This is a genomic window from Paenarthrobacter sp. (assembly GCF_031180005.1).
Lineage (GTDB): Bacteria > Actinomycetota > Actinomycetes > Actinomycetales > Micrococcaceae > Arthrobacter.
The window spans coordinates 1-15,662 of sequence record NZ_JAPSHI010000030.1; the positions used below are offsets into that span (position 1 = coordinate 1).

The following is a 15,662-nucleotide window of genomic DNA, read 5'->3' on the forward strand; positions in this document are numbered from 1 at the left end:
GCGCCACCTCCACCATCGCCTTCGCCTTCACCGGCACCCAACGCACCGAAACCACCAAATAAACACAGCACCACAACAGCCCCGCCGGGCCTGATCGGTTTCCTTTCCCCCAGCCCGATCAGGCCCGGTGAAAACTCCAATGGCCCCGATACGCTTGAGCAGATGGCGTATCGGGGCCATTGGCCTCTAAAGCGACTTACGGCAAGAAGTGATCTAGGAGAAACGCCCCGGACGGAACGTAGTCAGCATGGGGTGCTTTTCGCCGCTCAGGATCTCGCCGGACAGCAGCTCACCAGCGATGAGGCCCAGCGTGGCACCGGAGTGCGTGAAGGCTACGAAGCAGCCCGGCACTTGGCCGAGTTCCCCGAAGACCGGTTCGCCGTCGCCTGGGATGGGCTTGTAGCCGATCTTCCAGGATGCCGGTTTGAGTTCGGGATTGCCCGCGATGAGCTTGGAGGATTCGTCGGCCAGCTCCTGGACGACGTCATCCGGGATCGTGAAGGTACCGTCGGCGTGCTCGGTGATGTGTTCCTCGTACCAGTCGTGATCCAGGGCGAAAGTGTTGCCGGGGTTGGGACGAACAGCAGCCCGGGGTGTATTCATCACTGCGGTGACCTGGTGCTCCACCGGCTTGGTAACCACCAGCATGGAAACCGGCGAACCGTTGGGGATCTCCACGCCCAGCGGCTTCACGACGGCGGGCGTCGCGGCACCGCAGGCAACCAGCACGGCGTCAGCGGGGTACGTTTCACCGCCCGCAGTTTCGACGCCGGCGGCCCGGCCGCCGTCGACCATCACCGAGGCCTTGCCGGCGTTAAGGACCAGCTGACCACCCAAGGCGTGGAATTCCTCCATCAGGAAGTTCACCAGGTCCGGCAGGCTGACCCACCCTTCGCCGGGGTTAAAGATGGCGTTCTCGGGTACGGCGCTGGCATCGATGCCGGGCGTCACAGAGGCGATCTCCTCAGGGGCCAGCAGCTTGGAATCGTAGCCAATGGACTTCTCGTAAGCGTGGCGGGCTTCGGTGACCCCGCTCTGCCCGGTCGCATTCCACATGAGTCCGCCCCCAAACTGCAGCCATTCACGGCTGGGGTCCGCTGCAAAGAGCGTGCGGTAGCGGTCAACGCCGGCTACCCGCAGCTGGTGATACGGCGTGGAGCGTTCACCCGCCGAATTGAGCCACGAGAGTGAACGGCCGGTGGCTTCACTGGCCAGGCCCTGTTCGGTCAGCAGGGTGACGGAGGCGCCTTGGCGGAGCAGGTGGACGGCGGTGGAGACGCCCAGGATGCCGCCCCCGATGACGGCGACATGCTTGGTGGAGGACATGGTTCTCCCTTTCTTTGAGGTAAATACTGCTCAACGCGCCTATGCGTACGCGTGGATGTTTTCGATGATCCTGAGGGTTTCCAGCGCTTCTGTCGGCTGCACTGGAAGAGTCCCGCCCCCACGGAGCGAGGCTGCCAGCTCCCTGTAAAACTGTGGATAGTCGCCCTTCTCTGCTGGCACTGGCGTAGCTGAACCGTCCACTCCCAGAAGCCCCCAAGACTCCTGGGGTTCTATGCCATAGGTGGCGTCCGACGGCGTGATGCCGGCCGCGAGGGCAGGTTCCTGGCTGTCCAGTCCCCACTTGGTGTATCCGGCTTTAGAGCCGAGGACGTGGAAGCGCGGGCCCACCTGAGCGGCCATTCCGTTCATCCACAGCCGTGTCCGGACGCCGGATTCGTGGCGCAGCGATACGAAAGCTTCGGTGTCGGCGGCATCCGAGTGAGGGCCGTGGTTGGCGGTCTCGCCGTAGCTCTCCTCCACAGGGCCGAACAACTGGACGGCTTGGTCGATCAGGTGCGCACCGAGGTCGTGGAGGATGCCACCACCCTCAGCCAACGTGGCCGAATCGCGCCAGTTCCCGAAGCCTTCCGGACACCACCATTCAAAGCGCGACTCAAACGTGCGCACCTCGCCTAAGGCTCCGTCCCGCAGTAGCCTCCGCAGCGTCAGGAAGTCGGCGTCCCACCGGCGGTTCTGGAAGACCGTGAGCTGCACCCCGGCGTCGGAAGCCCGCTCGGCAAGCTCCTCGCCGTGGGCGACGGTGGTGACGAAAGGCTTGTCCACCACGACGTTGAGTCCGTGGGCGATGGCCGTTGCACCGAGGTCGAGGTGCGTGAGCGGCGGTGTTCCCAGGACCACCAGGTCCAGGTCGCTGGCCAGGGCGAACATGTCCTCTGAAGTGGGGACAATCCTTGCCCGCGGGTAGAGCCGCCGGGCTTCGGCCATGCGCTGTGGATCTGCTGTGACAATGACGTCAAGGGAGTAGTCCGGGTCCGCTTCGATCAGCGGCGCGTGGAACACCTTGCCTGAGACGCCAAACCCGACGACGGCGGTCCGGATGGGTGCCGCTGTTGGCCGGCGCGTCACGGGATTCCCGCCCATCACAGGACTTCCGAAAGGAAGCGCTGCAGGCGTTCGCTGCGCGGGTTGTCGAAGAGCTCGGTGGGGGTTCCGATTTCCACTACTTCGCCTTCGTCCATGAACACCACTTGATCGGCCACTTTGCGGGCAAAACCCATCTCGTGGGTGACAACCAGCATGGTCATGCCGCGGCGGCCGAGACCTGCCATGAGGTTGAGGACGCCCTTGACCAGCTCGGGGTCAAGTGCACTGGTGGCTTCGTCGAACAGCATGACCTCAGGCTCCATAGCCAGTGCCCGGGCGATGGCGACGCGTTGCTGCTGCCCGCCGGAGAGGTCGCGCGGCCGGTGATCAGCCCGTTCGGCGAGGCCGACTTCGGCGAGGCGGCGCTGGGCGCGTTCGCGGGCCTCGGACTTGGACATTCCCTTGACACTCCACAGGGCCAGGGCCACGTTTTCCAAGGCGGTGTGATCCGGGAAGAGGTTGAAGTGCTGGAAAACCATACCAATGCGTGCACGGAGGATGTCCGGTTTGACCTTGAGGGCGCTTTCGCCGGCCAGCAGCACGTCGCCGCTCTTGGGTTCGTGCAGGCGGTTTACGCCCCGCAAGAGCGTGGACTTTCCTGAACCGGAGGGGCCAATGATGCAGGTGGTGGTTCCCGGTGCCACGTTGAGGCTGACGTTGCGGAGTACTTCAACGTCTCCGTAGGCCATGGTCAGGTTTTGCAGCTCCAGGCTGGAGCCGTGGAACTTCTCGATATCCTGGCTTGGCTGGTTGGTGCTGGTGGCGCTGCTGCTGCTTGTGAGGTTCACGTGTTGCTCCCGGTGATGAGCGGCGAGGCCGCATCGAGTTCCTTGACTTCCTTCAGCCCACTGGTGGGTGCCGTGGGACGACGGCGGCCGGTGCGGAACTTGTTATCGAAGTAGTTGACCAAGTGGGTCAGGGGCACCGTGATGATCAGGTAGAAGATGCCTGCCATGACCAGCGGTGAGAGGTTGCCGGACAATACTGCTGCATCCTGCCCTACCCGGAACAGTTCACGCTCGCTGACCAGAAGTCCAAGGAAGTAGACCAGCGATGAGTCTTTGACGATTGCGATGAACTGGTTCACCAGGGCTGGCAGAACCCTGCGAATGCCTTGCGGCACCACCACGAGGGCCATGGACTTGGAGTAGCTCATACCCAAAGCCCGGCAGGCTTCCCCCTGGCCTTTATCAACGCTCTGGATGCCTGCCCGGAAGATTTCACCGATGTAGGCACTCGCGATGAGGCTCAGGGCGATGATTCCCAGCGGGTAGGGAGAGGGCCCGAAGACCGACTGGCTCAACCGCGCAAATCCCTGGCCGATCAGCAGGATGGTGAGGATAGCGGGCAGGCCGCGGAAGAGGTCCGTGTAGATCCTTGCCGGGATGCGCAGCCACTTGGAGCGCGAGATGCCCATGACCGCCACCACCATGCCCATCACTACGCCGAGGATGGTTGCTGCGATGGAGATGATCAGGGTGTTGAGGAGGCCAACTCCGAGGAGCTGGGGCAGGACTTCGACCATGGCGTCAAAGTCGAGGAACGTGCGGCTGATGGTATTGAGCCAATCCATTGAGTGCTCTCAGACGTTAGGTGTTTGGGGCTTACTTGCTGGCGGTCGGAGCCGGGCTGGAGGTTTGCTCGGCTTTCGGAAGGTACTGCTCCGGCATCGGCGAACCCGGGAACCACTTCTCGTAGAGCTTCTTCCAGGTGCCGTCTTCCATTGCTTCGGCGAGGCCCTTGTTCAAGGCTTCCTTGAAGGCGGGCTTGTCCTTGGCGATGGCGAAGCCGGCGGGGGCATCGAAGGACGGAATGTCAGCGGCACTCACCAGGCCGAACTGCTCCTGGTATTCCTTGGCTGCCTCGTAGTCCAGGAAGTGGGCGTCCACCGAACCACTGTTGACTGCGGAGATGGCGGTGTTGTTGTCCGGGAAGCGGACCAGCTGCGCCGAGGTGAAGTTCTTGACTGCGTAGGCTTCCTGCAGGGTGCCTTGGACCACGCCCAAGCGCTTGCCGTTGAGGCCATCGGCGTCGTTGATGCCTGAGGTCTTGGTGGTGATGACCGTCAGGTATCCGGCGAGGTAGCCGTCGGAGAAGTCCACGGTTTCCTTGCGCTTGTCCGTGATCCCGATAGCTGCCACGCCGACGTCGAACTGGCCGTTGGCCACAGCTGCCAGAAGGCCGGAGAAGTCCTGTCCGGTGAAGACAACATTGTCTACGCCGGCGCGGTGGGCCACGTCCTTGAACAGTTCCACGTCAAAGCCGGTGAAGTTACCGGAGCTGTCCGTGAAGGTGTAGGGCTTGGAGTCGCCAAGGCTGGCGACACGGATGGTCCCGGGCTCAATCAGCCCGTAGGGGTTCTCTGCGGATGGCGAGGAGCTGGCGGAAGATCCGCCGCAGCCGGAGAGGGCGAGGATGGCCGCCAAGGCTGCTGCTGCGAGCGCTGCCGGGCGGAAGTTCAGTTTGATCACAGCGTTGTCCAATCGTGGGAGGGAAAGCGGTGCTGTCAGGAGCCGCTGAAAGTTATTGCTCGATGCGGGGTCTTGTTGAGTCCGGTCTCAGCCTCTAGGATTGAGACCGGACTCACATCGATTGATAAGAATGTAGCGGAACTCACAAAGCCGCGTCAACACCCCTCTTGAAAGGTGAACATGAGCACTGACGGATCCCGACGGCGGGACGTAACGGTTGCCGACGTCGCCAAAGCCGCGAAAGTTTCCAAGGCACAAGCCGCCCGCGCGTTAGGCAACTACGGCGCGGTCAGCGACGACGTCCGCGAGCGGGTCCTCGCCGCGGCCGAGGAACTTGACTACCGGCCTAATGAGCTTGCCCGCAGCATGAACACGGGCAAATCCAACACCATTGGCGTAGTGGTAGGCGACATCGAGAACCCCCACTTCGGGCTCGCCATGAGGGGCATCACGGATACCGCAAAGAAGAGCGGCTACAACGTCATCCTCATCAACACGGATGAAGAACGGGCTGCCGAAGTGGATGCAGTCCGCGTGCTTTTGGACAAGCGGGTGGATGGGCTCATCGTGGCTCCGGCTTCATCCGTGGAAACCTCGCACCTGCAGCAGGTCCGCGAGTCCGGACGCCCCTTGGTCCTCCTGGATCGCGCCGCCGCAGGGGTGGACGTTGAGACCTTCGCGGTGGACATGGGAAGCATTTCCTACGAATCCACCAAGCACTTGATCGAGGCCGGGCACCGGCGGATCGCCTTCGTCTCCACCGTCCGCACCGAAGCCCCCTATGTTGCAGGGATGGAGTTGGACTCTTCGCAGATCTCAGACCGCTTGGACGGGATCCGCCGTGCTTTCGACGATGCGGGCCTACCGCATCCCACGGACCTCATCCGGCTCAATGCCGGCGATGCAGACTCCATCATGCGGATCACACGGGAGCTGCTGAGCGGGCCGGACGCCGCCACAGCCATCATCGCCTCCGACGGCCTGATCGCCCTGAGCGTCGTGGAAGCCATCCAGGAATCAGGGCGCTCCATCCCGGATGACGTCTCGTTCCTTATGTACGACGATTTCGCATGGACCCGCCTCACCACTCCCCCGCTCACCGTCATCGCACAGCCTGTCTATGACATGGGAATTGCTTCGGCTGCTGCACTGATCAGGCAGATCGAGGGCAGGAAAGCCGCTGGGCCCGGCCCGGACTTGGTGGCGACTTTGATAAAGCGGGGATCCGTCGGGGCGCCCAAGGACGCTGAGGTGCTCAGCCAGGCGGGCGGCTAAGGGGTACCGGCGCCGAGATCGTCGGAATGCTGCCGGATCGCTGGTAGCTTCAGGGTGGTTTCGACGCTTTCCCCCGTTCTCGCCGGGAGACTACCCTTCTTCGCAGGGCGCCCCGGGAGGACAATGGGGTCATGAAGGTTGCCGACGGCGGCCGCTGGGCCTGGCCGCTCTTCCTCACCGCTTGGTTGCTGAGGAAGTACGGCACCAAGTCACTCACCGACCGTAAGCCGCGCCTGTACACCCCGGACCGGCCCCGCAACGTGCCGAACGCAGGATGATGGAACAGGAACTACTCGCCACGGCAAAAGACTGGGCACGCGCCATCGTGGAAAACGATGCCGCCCTCATCGCCACTTTTGTGACGGACGATTGGGTCATCGTTTCGGATTCCGGCGTCTCCCCTGGGAAGAAGTTCCTCGACTTGGTCGCCTCCGGGGACCTGACGCACTCAAGCATGGACATGGTGGGCGAAGCAAGAATCCGTATCTTCGGGGACTCGGCCGCCTTGACATCCCGCATCACCTCTACGGCGCATTACCGGGGCCTACGGTCCGATGCCGACGAATGGACTACTGATATCTTCATCAAGCGCGGAGACAGGTGGCTTTGCGCACTCACCCACTACACCGCAGTCAACCCGCACGAGTTAGGCGTCCGTTAGACGGAATCTGTGGTGATTTCCCCTTCCTCGGGGTCGTCGGCGGAGCGAACTTCATTCCGGATAATGCCCAACTCCTCGAGCCGGGCAGACATTCCAGCACCGTCCGGGGCATAGATCCACGGGACTCCGGGTGTAGGCTGCCCGCTCGACTTTGACCGCCCACCCGCGAGGACAGCTTCACCCGCGGACAGCTGGCGGATGGCGATGGCCCTGACGTTGGCGGGATGACGCTGGGCGAACTCGGAGTAGATGGCCTCGTCATGCTGCCCGTCATCGCCCACCAGCAGCCACTTGATGTTGGGAAACTCCTCTGCGAGGCGTTCCAATGAGGTCCTCTTGTGCTCCTGACCGCTGCGGAACCATCGATCAGGAGTGGGTCCCCAGTCAGTCAGGAGCTTGGGACCGGCAGGATACAGATTGCGGGACAGGAACCGGGACAGCGTTGGTGCGACATTCCACGCTCCGGTAGACAGATACAGCACGGGAGCAGTCGGTGCAGTCCTGGCGATCCGTTCGTACAGCACTGCCATACCCGGTGTGGGGGTCCTCGCGTGCTCGTTGAGGACAAAGGTATTCCAAGCTGCCAGGAACGGACGGGGCAACGCGGTGACCATTACGGTGTCGTCGATGTCGGACACTACGCCGAAATCGGCATCGTCCGCGACGATCTCCAGCGGAGCCTCAACGATTTCGGACTCCCCGGATTGCAGCGTGATGGTGTGCCAACCGGCGTCGAGAACTACCGGAACTCGCGCGTCGACTACTCCGCCGCGGTCAGCGACGACGTCGTGGATGGTGCCATCAATGGTGACCTGCACCTTCGCGTGGGCCACGGGCGCACTGGTGAAGTTGCGCCAGCCCCGCATGCTTTCCTGCAACGGGTTCGCGTGACCTGCAGCGTCCCGAGGGTCGCTACGGACCACACGCGCGAGGACCCGGACCCAGGAAGTGCTGCCGTACCCGGTGTAAGGAATGACGGTCTCCACCCGGCCACGCCGGATCGCAAGACGTGTCTGAAAACCAAGCCATGCGTCGTCGAGCCTCATGGCGAGGTGACGGCGACCTTTACTCAACGGCGTGGGGCCTTCATTGTCAGCGGCGTCGGAATGGGGGCGCGGTTTCATGGGACGGGGTGACATGTGTCCAGTCTTCCATGGCCGCACTTCATGGACGGGCTTCATTTCTAAACAGCAGTGGTGGGTGCCCTGCCTTCGTCGCCGTGCTGCTTACGTGCTTCCGCGGCCCGGAGCCGATCCAGCCTGTTCATGAGGGGCGCTGTTGTGGCCCCGTGCACCACGATGGAGAGTGCAACCACCAAGCCGATCAGGGCCCAAAGCCCGCGCGCCTCGGCGTCGAAGTTTCCATGACTCAATCCGTATCCCACGTAATAGAGCGAGCCGATCCCGCGAATGCCGAAATAGGAAATGGCCAGGCGTTCCCGGGGACCCGTCTTGCCGCCCAACAACCCGAACCATCCAGCCAAGGGGCGGACCAGCAAGAGGAACGCGAACGCTACCAACAGCTCCGGCCAACCGATTCCTTCCAAAAGTCCGCGGGCTATGGCGCCGCCAAGCAGCACCAGTATCACCACCGTCATGAGGCGCTCGATCTGCTCTACATAGCCGTGGAGAACTTGGTGGTACGCGTGGTGGCGCTCAGCGGAACGTATAGTCACGGCACAGACGAAGACAGCGATGAAACCGTAACCTTCCACAAATTCGGCCACTCCATAAGCCAGGAATGTGGCGGCGAGTGCCACGAAACCCTCGGAGTGTTCCGATAACCGGAAGCTCTTTCCTTTGGCGGCGAAAAAGATCAGGCTGAGGAGTTTGCCGGTGCCGAAACCGAGAAGCACCCCCACAACGATGCGCCACAGAACATCAACGAAAACCCATTCCCCCAGCCACCCCTCAGGGGATGCCCCCACCAAGCTGATAAGGATGGCCAGATACACAAACGGGAAGGCAAGGCCGTCGTTCAAGCCTGCCTCGGAGGTCAAAGCGAAGCGGACCTCGTCCTCGTCCGCGTCCTCTTCAGTGTCTGCAGGTTTTCCCACCTGGACCTCGGACGCCAGCACAGGGTCCGTGGGTGCGATCGCCGCCGCTACGAGGATGGCGGCGGCCAGGCCCAGGCCCAAAAGCCACAGGCCGAGTAGCGTCATCACCAGGATGCACAAGGGCATAACAATGCCGAGGAGGCGCCAAGTGCTGGACCACCCACGCCAACTTAGAGGCCTATCCAGCGCCAGACCGGCACCCATGAGCGAGATGATGACGCACACTTCGGTCAGGTGCGTCGTGAAATCCCCGTACTGGACGGGGTCCGGGTCCGGTAAGTCAGGAAGCAGGGTGAACGCCAGAATTCCGCTGCCCAAAAAGACCATCGGCATGGAAAGCGGCATGTTGCGCAACAACTTCGGCAGAACTGCCGCGGCCAACACCGCGAAGCCTGCCGAGAGAAACAAGATGCTGGGGACTTCAAACACGAAATAGTCTTCTTCCTGCCGCGCCGGACGCGTGTCAGAAGCCTAGTCGGCTGTGAGGGCTGCGTCGATCAGTACTTCAGCTGCTTGACGCGCCTGCCCAGCGGCATCGGATGTTCCTGCGATGGCCGCAGTGGTCTGGGCACCTTCGGCAAGGATGGCGAGTTGCGGCGCCAGGAAGCCTGGCGCGCCGGCCTCGCCGGCCAAACGGGCAACGTATTCCTGGAACGATTCCTTATGCTGCCGTGCATACTCGGCGACGTCCGGGCTGATGGCACCGAGCTCAGCGAAGCTGTTGATGAAACCGCACCCACGGAACGAATCCTGACAAAACCATCCGGCGAGGTAGTCGAAGATGGCAAGGAGTCGTTCCCGGGGTGCCCCGGCCTGCTGCACCGTGGCGTCGAGCCCTTCGGTCCAGGACTTATGCCTGTGCTCAAGCACGGCCATGACGATGCTGCTCTTTGAGGGGAATTCCGCGTAAAGCTTCTTCAGCGAGACCCCTGCCGCCGTCCTCAGTTCGTCCATGCCAACGGCTTGGATTCCCTTCGCGTTATAGAGCTCGTCGGCAGTGGCAACGATGCGTTCACGAACTTCGGAAATATGCATCCACCCATTGTACTTGCATTGAGAACGCACGTTCTCTACGATGGAGAACACAGGAAGAGAACGTACGTTCTCCGTTCACAGAAAAGGGACAACATCATGGGCTTCATCAAGGTCGGCACCGAAAACACCACGGACATTGAGCTCTACTACGAAGACCATGGAACAGGTCAGCCCGTAGTCCTGATCCACGGCTACCCACTGGACGGCGGCTCATGGGAAAAGCAGACGGCCGCCCTCCTCAACGCCGGATACAGGGTCATCACCTACGATCGCCGCGGCTTCGGCAAGTCCAGCAAGCCGACCACCGGCTACGACTACGACACCTTTGCAGCAGACCTGAACACCGTGCTTGAAACCCTGGACCTGCAAGACGTCGTGCTGGTCGGCTTCTCGATGGGCACCGGCGAAGTTGGACGATACATCGGCACCTACGGAGAAGCCCGCATCGCCAAGGCCGCGTTCCTGGCATCCCTCGAACCCTTCCTCCTCCAGACGGACGACAACCCAACAGGCGTCCCCTCGTCAGTCTTCGACGGCATCCGCAACGCCGCTATCGAAGACCGTTACGCCTGGTTCACCAACTTCTACAATGACTTCTTCAACACCGATAACTTCCTAGGCAACCGCCTCAGCGAAGAAGCGCTGCGGAATTCATGGAACGTCGCAGCAGGCTCATCCTGGTACGCATCGTTCGCAGTTGTGGATTCATGGCTCACGGACTTCCGCTCCGACATCGAGAAGGTCACCGTCCCGTCACTGATCGTCCACGGCACCGACGACCGCATCCTTCCCATCGACTCCACGGGCCGCGAGTTCACCAAGCGCCTCCCGTCCGCCGAATACGTCGAGATCGAAGACGCCCCCCACGGCATGCTCTGGACTCACGGCGCCGAAATCAATGAGGTCCTGCTGCGCTTCCTCGCCAAGTAGTAAATAAACGACGGCGGCAGGTCGCCTTGGTTCCCCTGGAACCAAAGGTGGCCTGCCGCCGTCGTGCGTTGACGTAGCGCACGTCACGCCCTTATGATTAATGAATCGATTCAAGATGTAACCTTCCTCACGCTGAATGACCACTTTGTTCAGTCCTGGATGGGAAGAGTTCTTGTTCCTTGCCAACGACGCCAGAGGAGTACAGCGACGTGACAGTCACGCACCGGAGGGATCTCAGCACCTCCCCCGAACACGCCACCGGGCCCGAACCAACCACTGGCCAAAAGGATCCGAAGAAGGCCGCAATGAGCGGTTGGATCGGAAGCGCGCTGGAGTACTACGACTTCGCTCTGTACTCACTGGCGGCGACACTTCTGTTTCCCACCATCTTCTTCCCCACCGAGAATGCCACCGTGGGCATCATCGCCTCGCTGGCCACCTACGCCGTTGGCTACGTTTCCCGCCCGCTCGGCGCCGTGATTCTGGGCGCCTACGGTGACCGACACGGGCGCAAGAAGGTGCTGGTTTTCGCGATGCTGCTCATGGGCTTCGCTACTTTTGCCGTCGGTCTCCTGCCCACGTACGGCCAGGTGGGCCTTCTGGCTCCCGTCCTCCTGGTGATCCTGAGGCTGATCCAGGGATTCGCCGTCGCAGGTGAACTCGGTGGCGCCAGCGCCATGATCGTGGAGCACTCCCCCGACGCCAAGCGCGGATTCTTCGCAAGCTTCAGCCTGCAGGGCACGCAGGTGGGCTCCATCCTTGCTACCGCGGTACTGATTCCGCTCGCAGCCCTCCTCCCTGAAGAGCAGTTCCACTCATGGGGCTGGCGCTTGCCGTTCCTGCTCAGTGCCGTGGTGATTGTGGCCGGTTACGTTATCCGTCGCCGTGTGGAGGAGCCTCCCGCCTACCTGGCCCATTCCGAGGACGCCAGCGCCAAGCGCCGCTTCCCGCTGGTCGACCTCCTGCGCACCCACCCTTGGGTTTTGCTCCGCTGCATCATCATGACCTTCACCAACGTCATCGGCATGGCCACCCTCATCTTCGGCGTCTCCTTCGCCACCCAAAAGGGCTACGGCATCGGCTTCTCCAGCAGTGAGTTCCTCTGGGTGACCCTGGCTGCCAATGTGGCCGCGGTGCTGACCATCCCGCTGTTCGGCGCCTTGTCAGACAAGATTGGCCGTCGAACTCTGATGGTGGCCGGCGGTATTGCCGGCGGGCTGCTGACTGTGGGTTACCTGTGGGCGATCGAACAGCGCAGCCTGCTCCTGGTCTTCGTCTGTGTCGTGATCGTCCAGGGCATCCTCTTCCAGATGTGGAACGCCACCTTTGCCACGTTCTTCCAGGAGCAGTTCCCCATGCGGATGAGGGTGACCGGCTTCGCTGTATCGCAGAACATCGGGCTCATGATCGCTTCCTTCTTCCCGAGCCTGTTCACGGCGATCGCTCCCCCGGGGTCCGCGAACATCCCCATGGTCATAGGCTTGACCACGCTGGGCATCTGCCTGGTTTCAGCTGTAGCAACCCTTTTGTCCTCGGACACCAAGGGCAAAACGCTCGAGGACCTGGAAGCGCGCTAGTCGTTGACCAGCTCGGCCGTCTCGCTCCTCGGCGCTACCGCATCCCTCACCTTCTTGCCCCGGGCATAACCCACGAGTCCGAGTGCCAGAATGCATGCAAGGGTGCCGAGGGCGAAGGCCTCGAAGGTGAACTGCGAGACGCCCCACGTTGCCTCGAAGTCGTACGGCAAGCCGAAGAGCACATCCAGTGTCCCCGGGAAGATTGCCACCCAGGACCCGATCAGGATCCACGCGAAGCAGATGTAACCGAGGATGCGGAAACCAGCGTCGGAGACAGGAACCTTGAAGGGCCGGTCGGCGTGGGGATACTTGCTCCGGAGCTTCACAGCCGCCGGGATGGCAAAGAGGTAGCTGAGCAGGAACGTCGAAATCGCGATGGAGAGGACCACTCCAAACAGGGCGCTGCTGGTGCCGCTGAGCTGCATGGCTGCCAGCATGAACAGCGTCGCCACCACACCTGAGAGCGTATTGACGCGAATGGGCGTGCCCAGCTTGGGGTGGAAGCGTCCGAAGAAGCCTCCGAAGAAAGAGCCGTCTGCCGCGGCCATGGCCTGCATGCGGTCGCTGATGATCATCCATGCCGCGCCTTGCGAGACCAGGATGAAGCAGAAAACTACGGCCGAAATAGACAGCATGATTTCAGCAGCAGGACCAAAGACGGTGTAGACCGTGGCTACTGCTCCAAACAGCCCGCCGATGCCGGTGATCTGGTCCAGTGGCACCACCAGCAGGATGGCAAGGATCGGGAGCAGGTAGCTTGCGGCGGCAATCATGGAGGAACGGGCAACAGAGATGGGAACATCCTTGGCCGGGTTCTTCATTTCCCCGGCGGCACTGTTTCCGGACTCGAATCCAAGGAACGAGAACAGCAGGAGTGGAGTGACGCCCAGGAAGCCGGCAAGTGTTGGCGAGAAGAAGCCCAGGTCCAAACCGTTGAAACCGTGCTGCAGCCCGTAAACCATGGTGACAATGATGAAGAAGGTCAGGAAGGCGACCTTGAGGATGGCGCCCAGTGAGGGCAGCCATTTACCATGCTTCAAGCTGATAATCGCTGAGGTAACGGTTATCCAAATGAAGAGCAGCTTGAAGATGTAATCGGCCGGGCTGCCGGCGTCCACGTGACCCACGTACTCGGACCAGGTTTCTACTGCGACGAAGGCCATGGCGCCACCGACCCAGACGGGCTGCGTCACCCAGGTGAAAAGGGAAGTGATTGCTGCAACCACCCGGCCGAACGCCATCTTTGTCCACACGTAGACGCCGCCCTCTTCGGTGAAGGCGCCGCCGGTCTCGGCGAAGATCAGTCCATAGGGGACCATAAACGTGACGGCCAGGATGAGTGTCCAAGTGAAGGTTTCCCCGCCAAAGCCGGATACCTGTCCCAAGACCTCCACTGAGATAACGGCCGCGACCACCAACAACAGGATGTCGAAGCGGCCCAGGGATTTTTGCAAATGCTTGCTTTGCTCTTGCGCGAGCCGCGTTGAGGCTACTGGCTGATCCATGATCGATCCTTTGCTACTGCTTAAGTTTGCTACTGAGCAAGAAGGGTGGGAAGGGAGGGTGTCTTAGCGACGAGTGCGATGGGGAGGGGTGGACGGGCTTTCGTCTGCTTTGACCTGCCCGGCTCTGTCGATTGTGAGCCCAGCGTAGGCCTGTGAACTGCATCACGTAAACCATTGAATGGTGATGCATATCAGCGGATTTCCAGATGCACCAGATCAGCCGAACTGGATCCAGGTGGTCTTTGGAGCGGTGTAGTTATCGAAAGCATGCAGGGAGAGGTCCCGCCCGAACCCGGACTGTTTGAAGCCGCCAAAGGGTGTGGTGTTTCCCAGAGCATCCACGGTATTGACGGAGACTGTTCCAGCAAGGAGCTCCCCTGCTACGCGATGTCCGCGGGATAGGTTTGACGTCCACACAGATGCAGCCAGCCCGTAGTCTGTGGCATTGGCTAAACGCACCGCTTCCTCCTCCGTGTCGAAGGCGTGCAGCACAGCCACGGGTCCAAAAATCTCGTCGCGGTGGACGTCGTGATCCGCGCCCAGGCCGCCCAACAAGGTGGGCTCCAAGTAGGCATCTGATCCCCGGATCTCGCGCCGCTCACCGCCGAAAAGCACCTCACCTTCGGCGCGGCCGCGCCGAATCCAGCCTTCGACGTCGTTCGTGTGGGCGATGCTGATCAGGGCGCCGTTCCCTTCCACACCGGCCAGTGGGTCCGCGGGTCGGTAGCCTGCCGCCGCCTCGGCCAGCAGTTTTGCGAACTCGTCATGGATATCCCGTTGCACCAGGATCCGGGAGTTCGCAGAGCAGACCTGGCCTTGGTTGTAGAAGGCCCCGAAGGCCGCCTTGGCTGCCGCTTCAGGCAGGTCTGCCGTATCGGCAAAGATGATGTTGGAACTCTTGCCGCCCGCCTCGAGGCTAAGCCGCTTAAGGTTACTGCGACCCGAGGCTTCCAACAGGGTGCGGGAGACGGCAGTGGAGCCCGTGAAGGCCAGCGCATCAACGTCCATGTGGTGAGCCAAGGCCGCGCCTACTTCCCGCCCTGTGCCAGTAACGATGTTCAGCACGCCATCCGGAAGGCCCGCTTCCGTGGCCAATTCGGCAAGGCGCAGCACACTCAACGAGGTCTGCTCAGCCGGCTTGAGCACCACGGTGTTCCCGGAGGCCAGCGCCGGAGCCAGTTTCCACACCGCGATTTCCAGCGGGAAGTTCCAGGGCACGATTGCCGCCACCACACCGACGGGTTCGCGGGTCACCAGGGCGGTTGCCCCGGGCGGAACTGCCGGTAGTTCACCGTTCTGCTTATCCGCAGCCTCCGCGTACCAGCGCAACGTGGAGATAGCGCCAGGCACGTCAACAGTGGTGGTCTGCAGGATTGGCTTTCCACTGTCCAGGGTCTCCAAGAGCGCCAATTCATCAGAATGTTGCTCCATCAAGGCAGCCAACGCCTGCAACAGCCCTTTTCGCTTCTCAGCCCCGGATCTGGCCCACACGGGAAAAGCGCGCCTGGCGGCTGCTACCGCGCGGTCTACGTCATCGGTTCCGCACGCAGCCAACTCAGCGAGGACGCGACCATCAATCGGGCTGATCGTGGGTCGGGTAAATTCCGCGCTTGACGCTGTTCGGCGCCCATTGACGAAAGCCCTGCCATCGATCTCGAGGGCGTCGGCGCGGCCCTGCCAGTCCAAGGACAGTGTGGTTGAGGTGGTGTTCATGGTGACTCC

The 15,662-nt window shown here is 62.0% G+C and carries 15 protein-coding genes; 5 read left to right on the forward strand and 10 right to left on the reverse strand.

Features of this window, described 5'->3' with window-relative positions; genetic code table 11:
* Positions 1 to 213 precede the first annotated feature (213 nt).
* The 5 genes from RIF72_RS17195 to RIF72_RS17215 are packed head-to-tail and all read right to left on the reverse strand — an operon-like array spanning position 214 to position 4,901.
* On the reverse strand, positions 214 to 1,326 hold the full coding sequence (locus RIF72_RS17195) for an FAD-binding oxidoreductase (protein ID WP_309076048.1): 1,113 nt from the start codon (positions 1,324 to 1,326) through the stop codon (positions 214 to 216).
* 39 nt (positions 1,327 to 1,365) lie between these two features.
* Positions 1,366 to 2,412: a Gfo/Idh/MocA family oxidoreductase gene (locus RIF72_RS17200; RefSeq protein WP_375164246.1), complete on the reverse strand. Its 1,047-nt coding sequence runs from the start codon at positions 2,410 to 2,412 to the stop codon at positions 1,366 to 1,368.
* Positions 2,413 to 2,426: 14 nt separating this feature from the next.
* A complete protein-coding gene (locus tag RIF72_RS17205) occupies positions 2,427 to 3,218 on the reverse strand; it encodes an amino acid ABC transporter ATP-binding protein (RefSeq protein ID WP_309076050.1) in 792 nt (263 codons plus the stop codon).
* Positions 3,215 to 4,003: an amino acid ABC transporter permease gene (locus tag RIF72_RS17210; protein WP_309076051.1), complete on the reverse strand. Its 789-nt coding sequence runs from the start codon at positions 4,001 to 4,003 to the stop codon at positions 3,215 to 3,217. The genes RIF72_RS17205 and RIF72_RS17210 overlap by 4 nt, the downstream gene beginning before the upstream one ends.
* A gap of 31 nt (positions 4,004 to 4,034) precedes the next feature.
* On the reverse strand, positions 4,035 to 4,901 hold the full coding sequence (locus RIF72_RS17215; RefSeq protein ID WP_309076052.1) for an ABC transporter substrate-binding protein: 867 nt from the start codon (positions 4,899 to 4,901) through the stop codon (positions 4,035 to 4,037).
* A 180-nt stretch (positions 4,902 to 5,081) separates the two neighbouring features.
* On the opposite strand from RIF72_RS17215, the gene RIF72_RS17220 reads away from it, so the two are divergent.
* The 3 genes from RIF72_RS17220 to RIF72_RS17230 all read left to right on the forward strand — a co-directional run bounded on the left by RIF72_RS17220 (position 5,082) and on the right by RIF72_RS17230 (position 6,837).
* The gene (locus RIF72_RS17220; protein WP_309076053.1) at positions 5,082 to 6,176 is read left to right on the forward strand and encodes a LacI family DNA-binding transcriptional regulator; all 1,095 of its coding nucleotides are present in this window, start codon (positions 5,082 to 5,084) and stop codon (positions 6,174 to 6,176) included.
* A 131-nt stretch (positions 6,177 to 6,307) separates the two neighbouring features.
* Positions 6,308 to 6,454: a hypothetical protein gene (locus RIF72_RS17225; protein WP_309076054.1), complete on the forward strand. Its 147-nt coding sequence runs from the start codon at positions 6,308 to 6,310 to the stop codon at positions 6,452 to 6,454.
* A complete protein-coding gene (locus tag RIF72_RS17230; RefSeq protein ID WP_309076055.1) occupies positions 6,451 to 6,837 on the forward strand; it encodes a nuclear transport factor 2 family protein in 387 nt (128 codons plus the stop codon). The genes RIF72_RS17225 and RIF72_RS17230 overlap by 4 nt, the downstream gene beginning before the upstream one ends.
* Here RIF72_RS17230 and RIF72_RS17235 read toward each other — a convergent pair.
* Genes RIF72_RS17235 through RIF72_RS17245 form a run of 3 tightly spaced genes read right to left on the reverse strand, consistent with a single transcriptional unit; the run spans position 6,834 to position 9,928 of the window.
* Positions 6,834 to 7,976: a phosphatase domain-containing protein gene (locus RIF72_RS17235; RefSeq protein WP_309076056.1), complete on the reverse strand. Its 1,143-nt coding sequence runs from the start codon at positions 7,974 to 7,976 to the stop codon at positions 6,834 to 6,836. The genes RIF72_RS17230 and RIF72_RS17235 overlap by 4 nt on opposite strands.
* Positions 7,977 to 8,020: 44 nt before the next feature.
* Complete coding sequence (locus RIF72_RS17240) at positions 8,021 to 9,322, reverse strand: cation:proton antiporter (RefSeq protein WP_309076057.1); 1,302 nt, start codon at positions 9,320 to 9,322, stop codon at positions 8,021 to 8,023.
* Between the two features lie 42 nt (positions 9,323 to 9,364).
* Positions 9,365 to 9,928, reverse strand: a complete 564-nt coding sequence (locus tag RIF72_RS17245) for a TetR/AcrR family transcriptional regulator (RefSeq protein WP_309076058.1) — start codon at positions 9,926 to 9,928, stop codon at positions 9,365 to 9,367.
* Positions 9,929 to 10,024: 96 nt separating this feature from the next.
* On the opposite strand from RIF72_RS17245, the gene RIF72_RS17250 reads away from it, so the two are divergent.
* Both RIF72_RS17250 and RIF72_RS17255 read left to right on the forward strand, forming a co-directional pair.
* On the forward strand, positions 10,025 to 10,858 hold the full coding sequence (locus tag RIF72_RS17250) for an alpha/beta hydrolase (protein ID WP_309076059.1): 834 nt from the start codon (positions 10,025 to 10,027) through the stop codon (positions 10,856 to 10,858).
* Between the two features lie 209 nt (positions 10,859 to 11,067).
* Complete coding sequence (locus RIF72_RS17255; RefSeq protein ID WP_375164247.1) at positions 11,068 to 12,435, forward strand: MFS transporter; 1,368 nt, start codon at positions 11,068 to 11,070, stop codon at positions 12,433 to 12,435.
* Here the strand turns inward: RIF72_RS17255 and RIF72_RS17260 are convergent.
* Together RIF72_RS17260 and RIF72_RS17265 are read right to left on the reverse strand one after the other, a co-directional pair.
* Positions 12,432 to 13,940 carry an APC family permease gene (locus RIF72_RS17260; protein ID WP_309076060.1) on the reverse strand — a complete coding sequence of 503 codons (1,509 nt, stop codon included), beginning with the start codon at positions 13,938 to 13,940 and terminating at the stop codon, positions 12,432 to 12,434. The two genes, RIF72_RS17255 and RIF72_RS17260, sit on opposite strands and share 4 nt — an antisense overlap.
* 216 nt (positions 13,941 to 14,156) lie before the next feature.
* Positions 14,157 to 15,653 (reverse strand): aldehyde dehydrogenase family protein, encoded by a 1,497-nt coding sequence (locus RIF72_RS17265; RefSeq protein ID WP_309076061.1) that lies wholly within the window; start codon positions 15,651 to 15,653, stop codon positions 14,157 to 14,159.
* Between the last annotated feature and the right edge of the window lie 9 nt (positions 15,654 to 15,662).

Bases quoted from the DNA above. Each gene is read 5' to 3' on its own strand.
- RIF72_RS17195 (WP_309076048.1), bottom strand. From the start codon at position 1,326: ATGTCCTCCACCAAGCATGTCGCCGTCATCGGGGGCGGCATCCTGGGC.
- RIF72_RS17210 (WP_309076051.1), bottom strand. From the start codon at position 4,003: ATGGATTGGCTCAATACCATCAGCCGCACGTTCCTCGACTTTGACGCC.
- RIF72_RS17220 (WP_309076053.1), top strand. From the start codon at position 5,082: ATGAGCACTGACGGATCCCGACGGCGGGACGTAACGGTTGCCGACGTC.
- RIF72_RS17225 (WP_309076054.1), top strand. From the start codon at position 6,308: ATGAAGGTTGCCGACGGCGGCCGCTGGGCCTGGCCGCTCTTCCTCACC.
- RIF72_RS17230 (WP_309076055.1), top strand. From the start codon at position 6,451: ATGATGGAACAGGAACTACTCGCCACGGCAAAAGACTGGGCACGCGCC.
- RIF72_RS17235 (WP_309076056.1), bottom strand. From the start codon at position 7,976: ATGTCACCCCGTCCCATGAAACCGCGCCCCCATTCCGACGCCGCTGAC.
- RIF72_RS17245 (WP_309076058.1), bottom strand. From the start codon at position 9,928: ATGCATATTTCCGAAGTTCGTGAACGCATCGTTGCCACTGCCGACGAG.
- RIF72_RS17250 (WP_309076059.1), top strand. From the start codon at position 10,025: ATGGGCTTCATCAAGGTCGGCACCGAAAACACCACGGACATTGAGCTC.
- RIF72_RS17260 (WP_309076060.1), bottom strand. From the start codon at position 13,940: ATGGATCAGCCAGTAGCCTCAACGCGGCTCGCGCAAGAGCAAAGCAAG.
- RIF72_RS17265 (WP_309076061.1), bottom strand. From the start codon at position 15,653: ATGAACACCACCTCAACCACACTGTCCTTGGACTGGCAGGGCCGCGCC.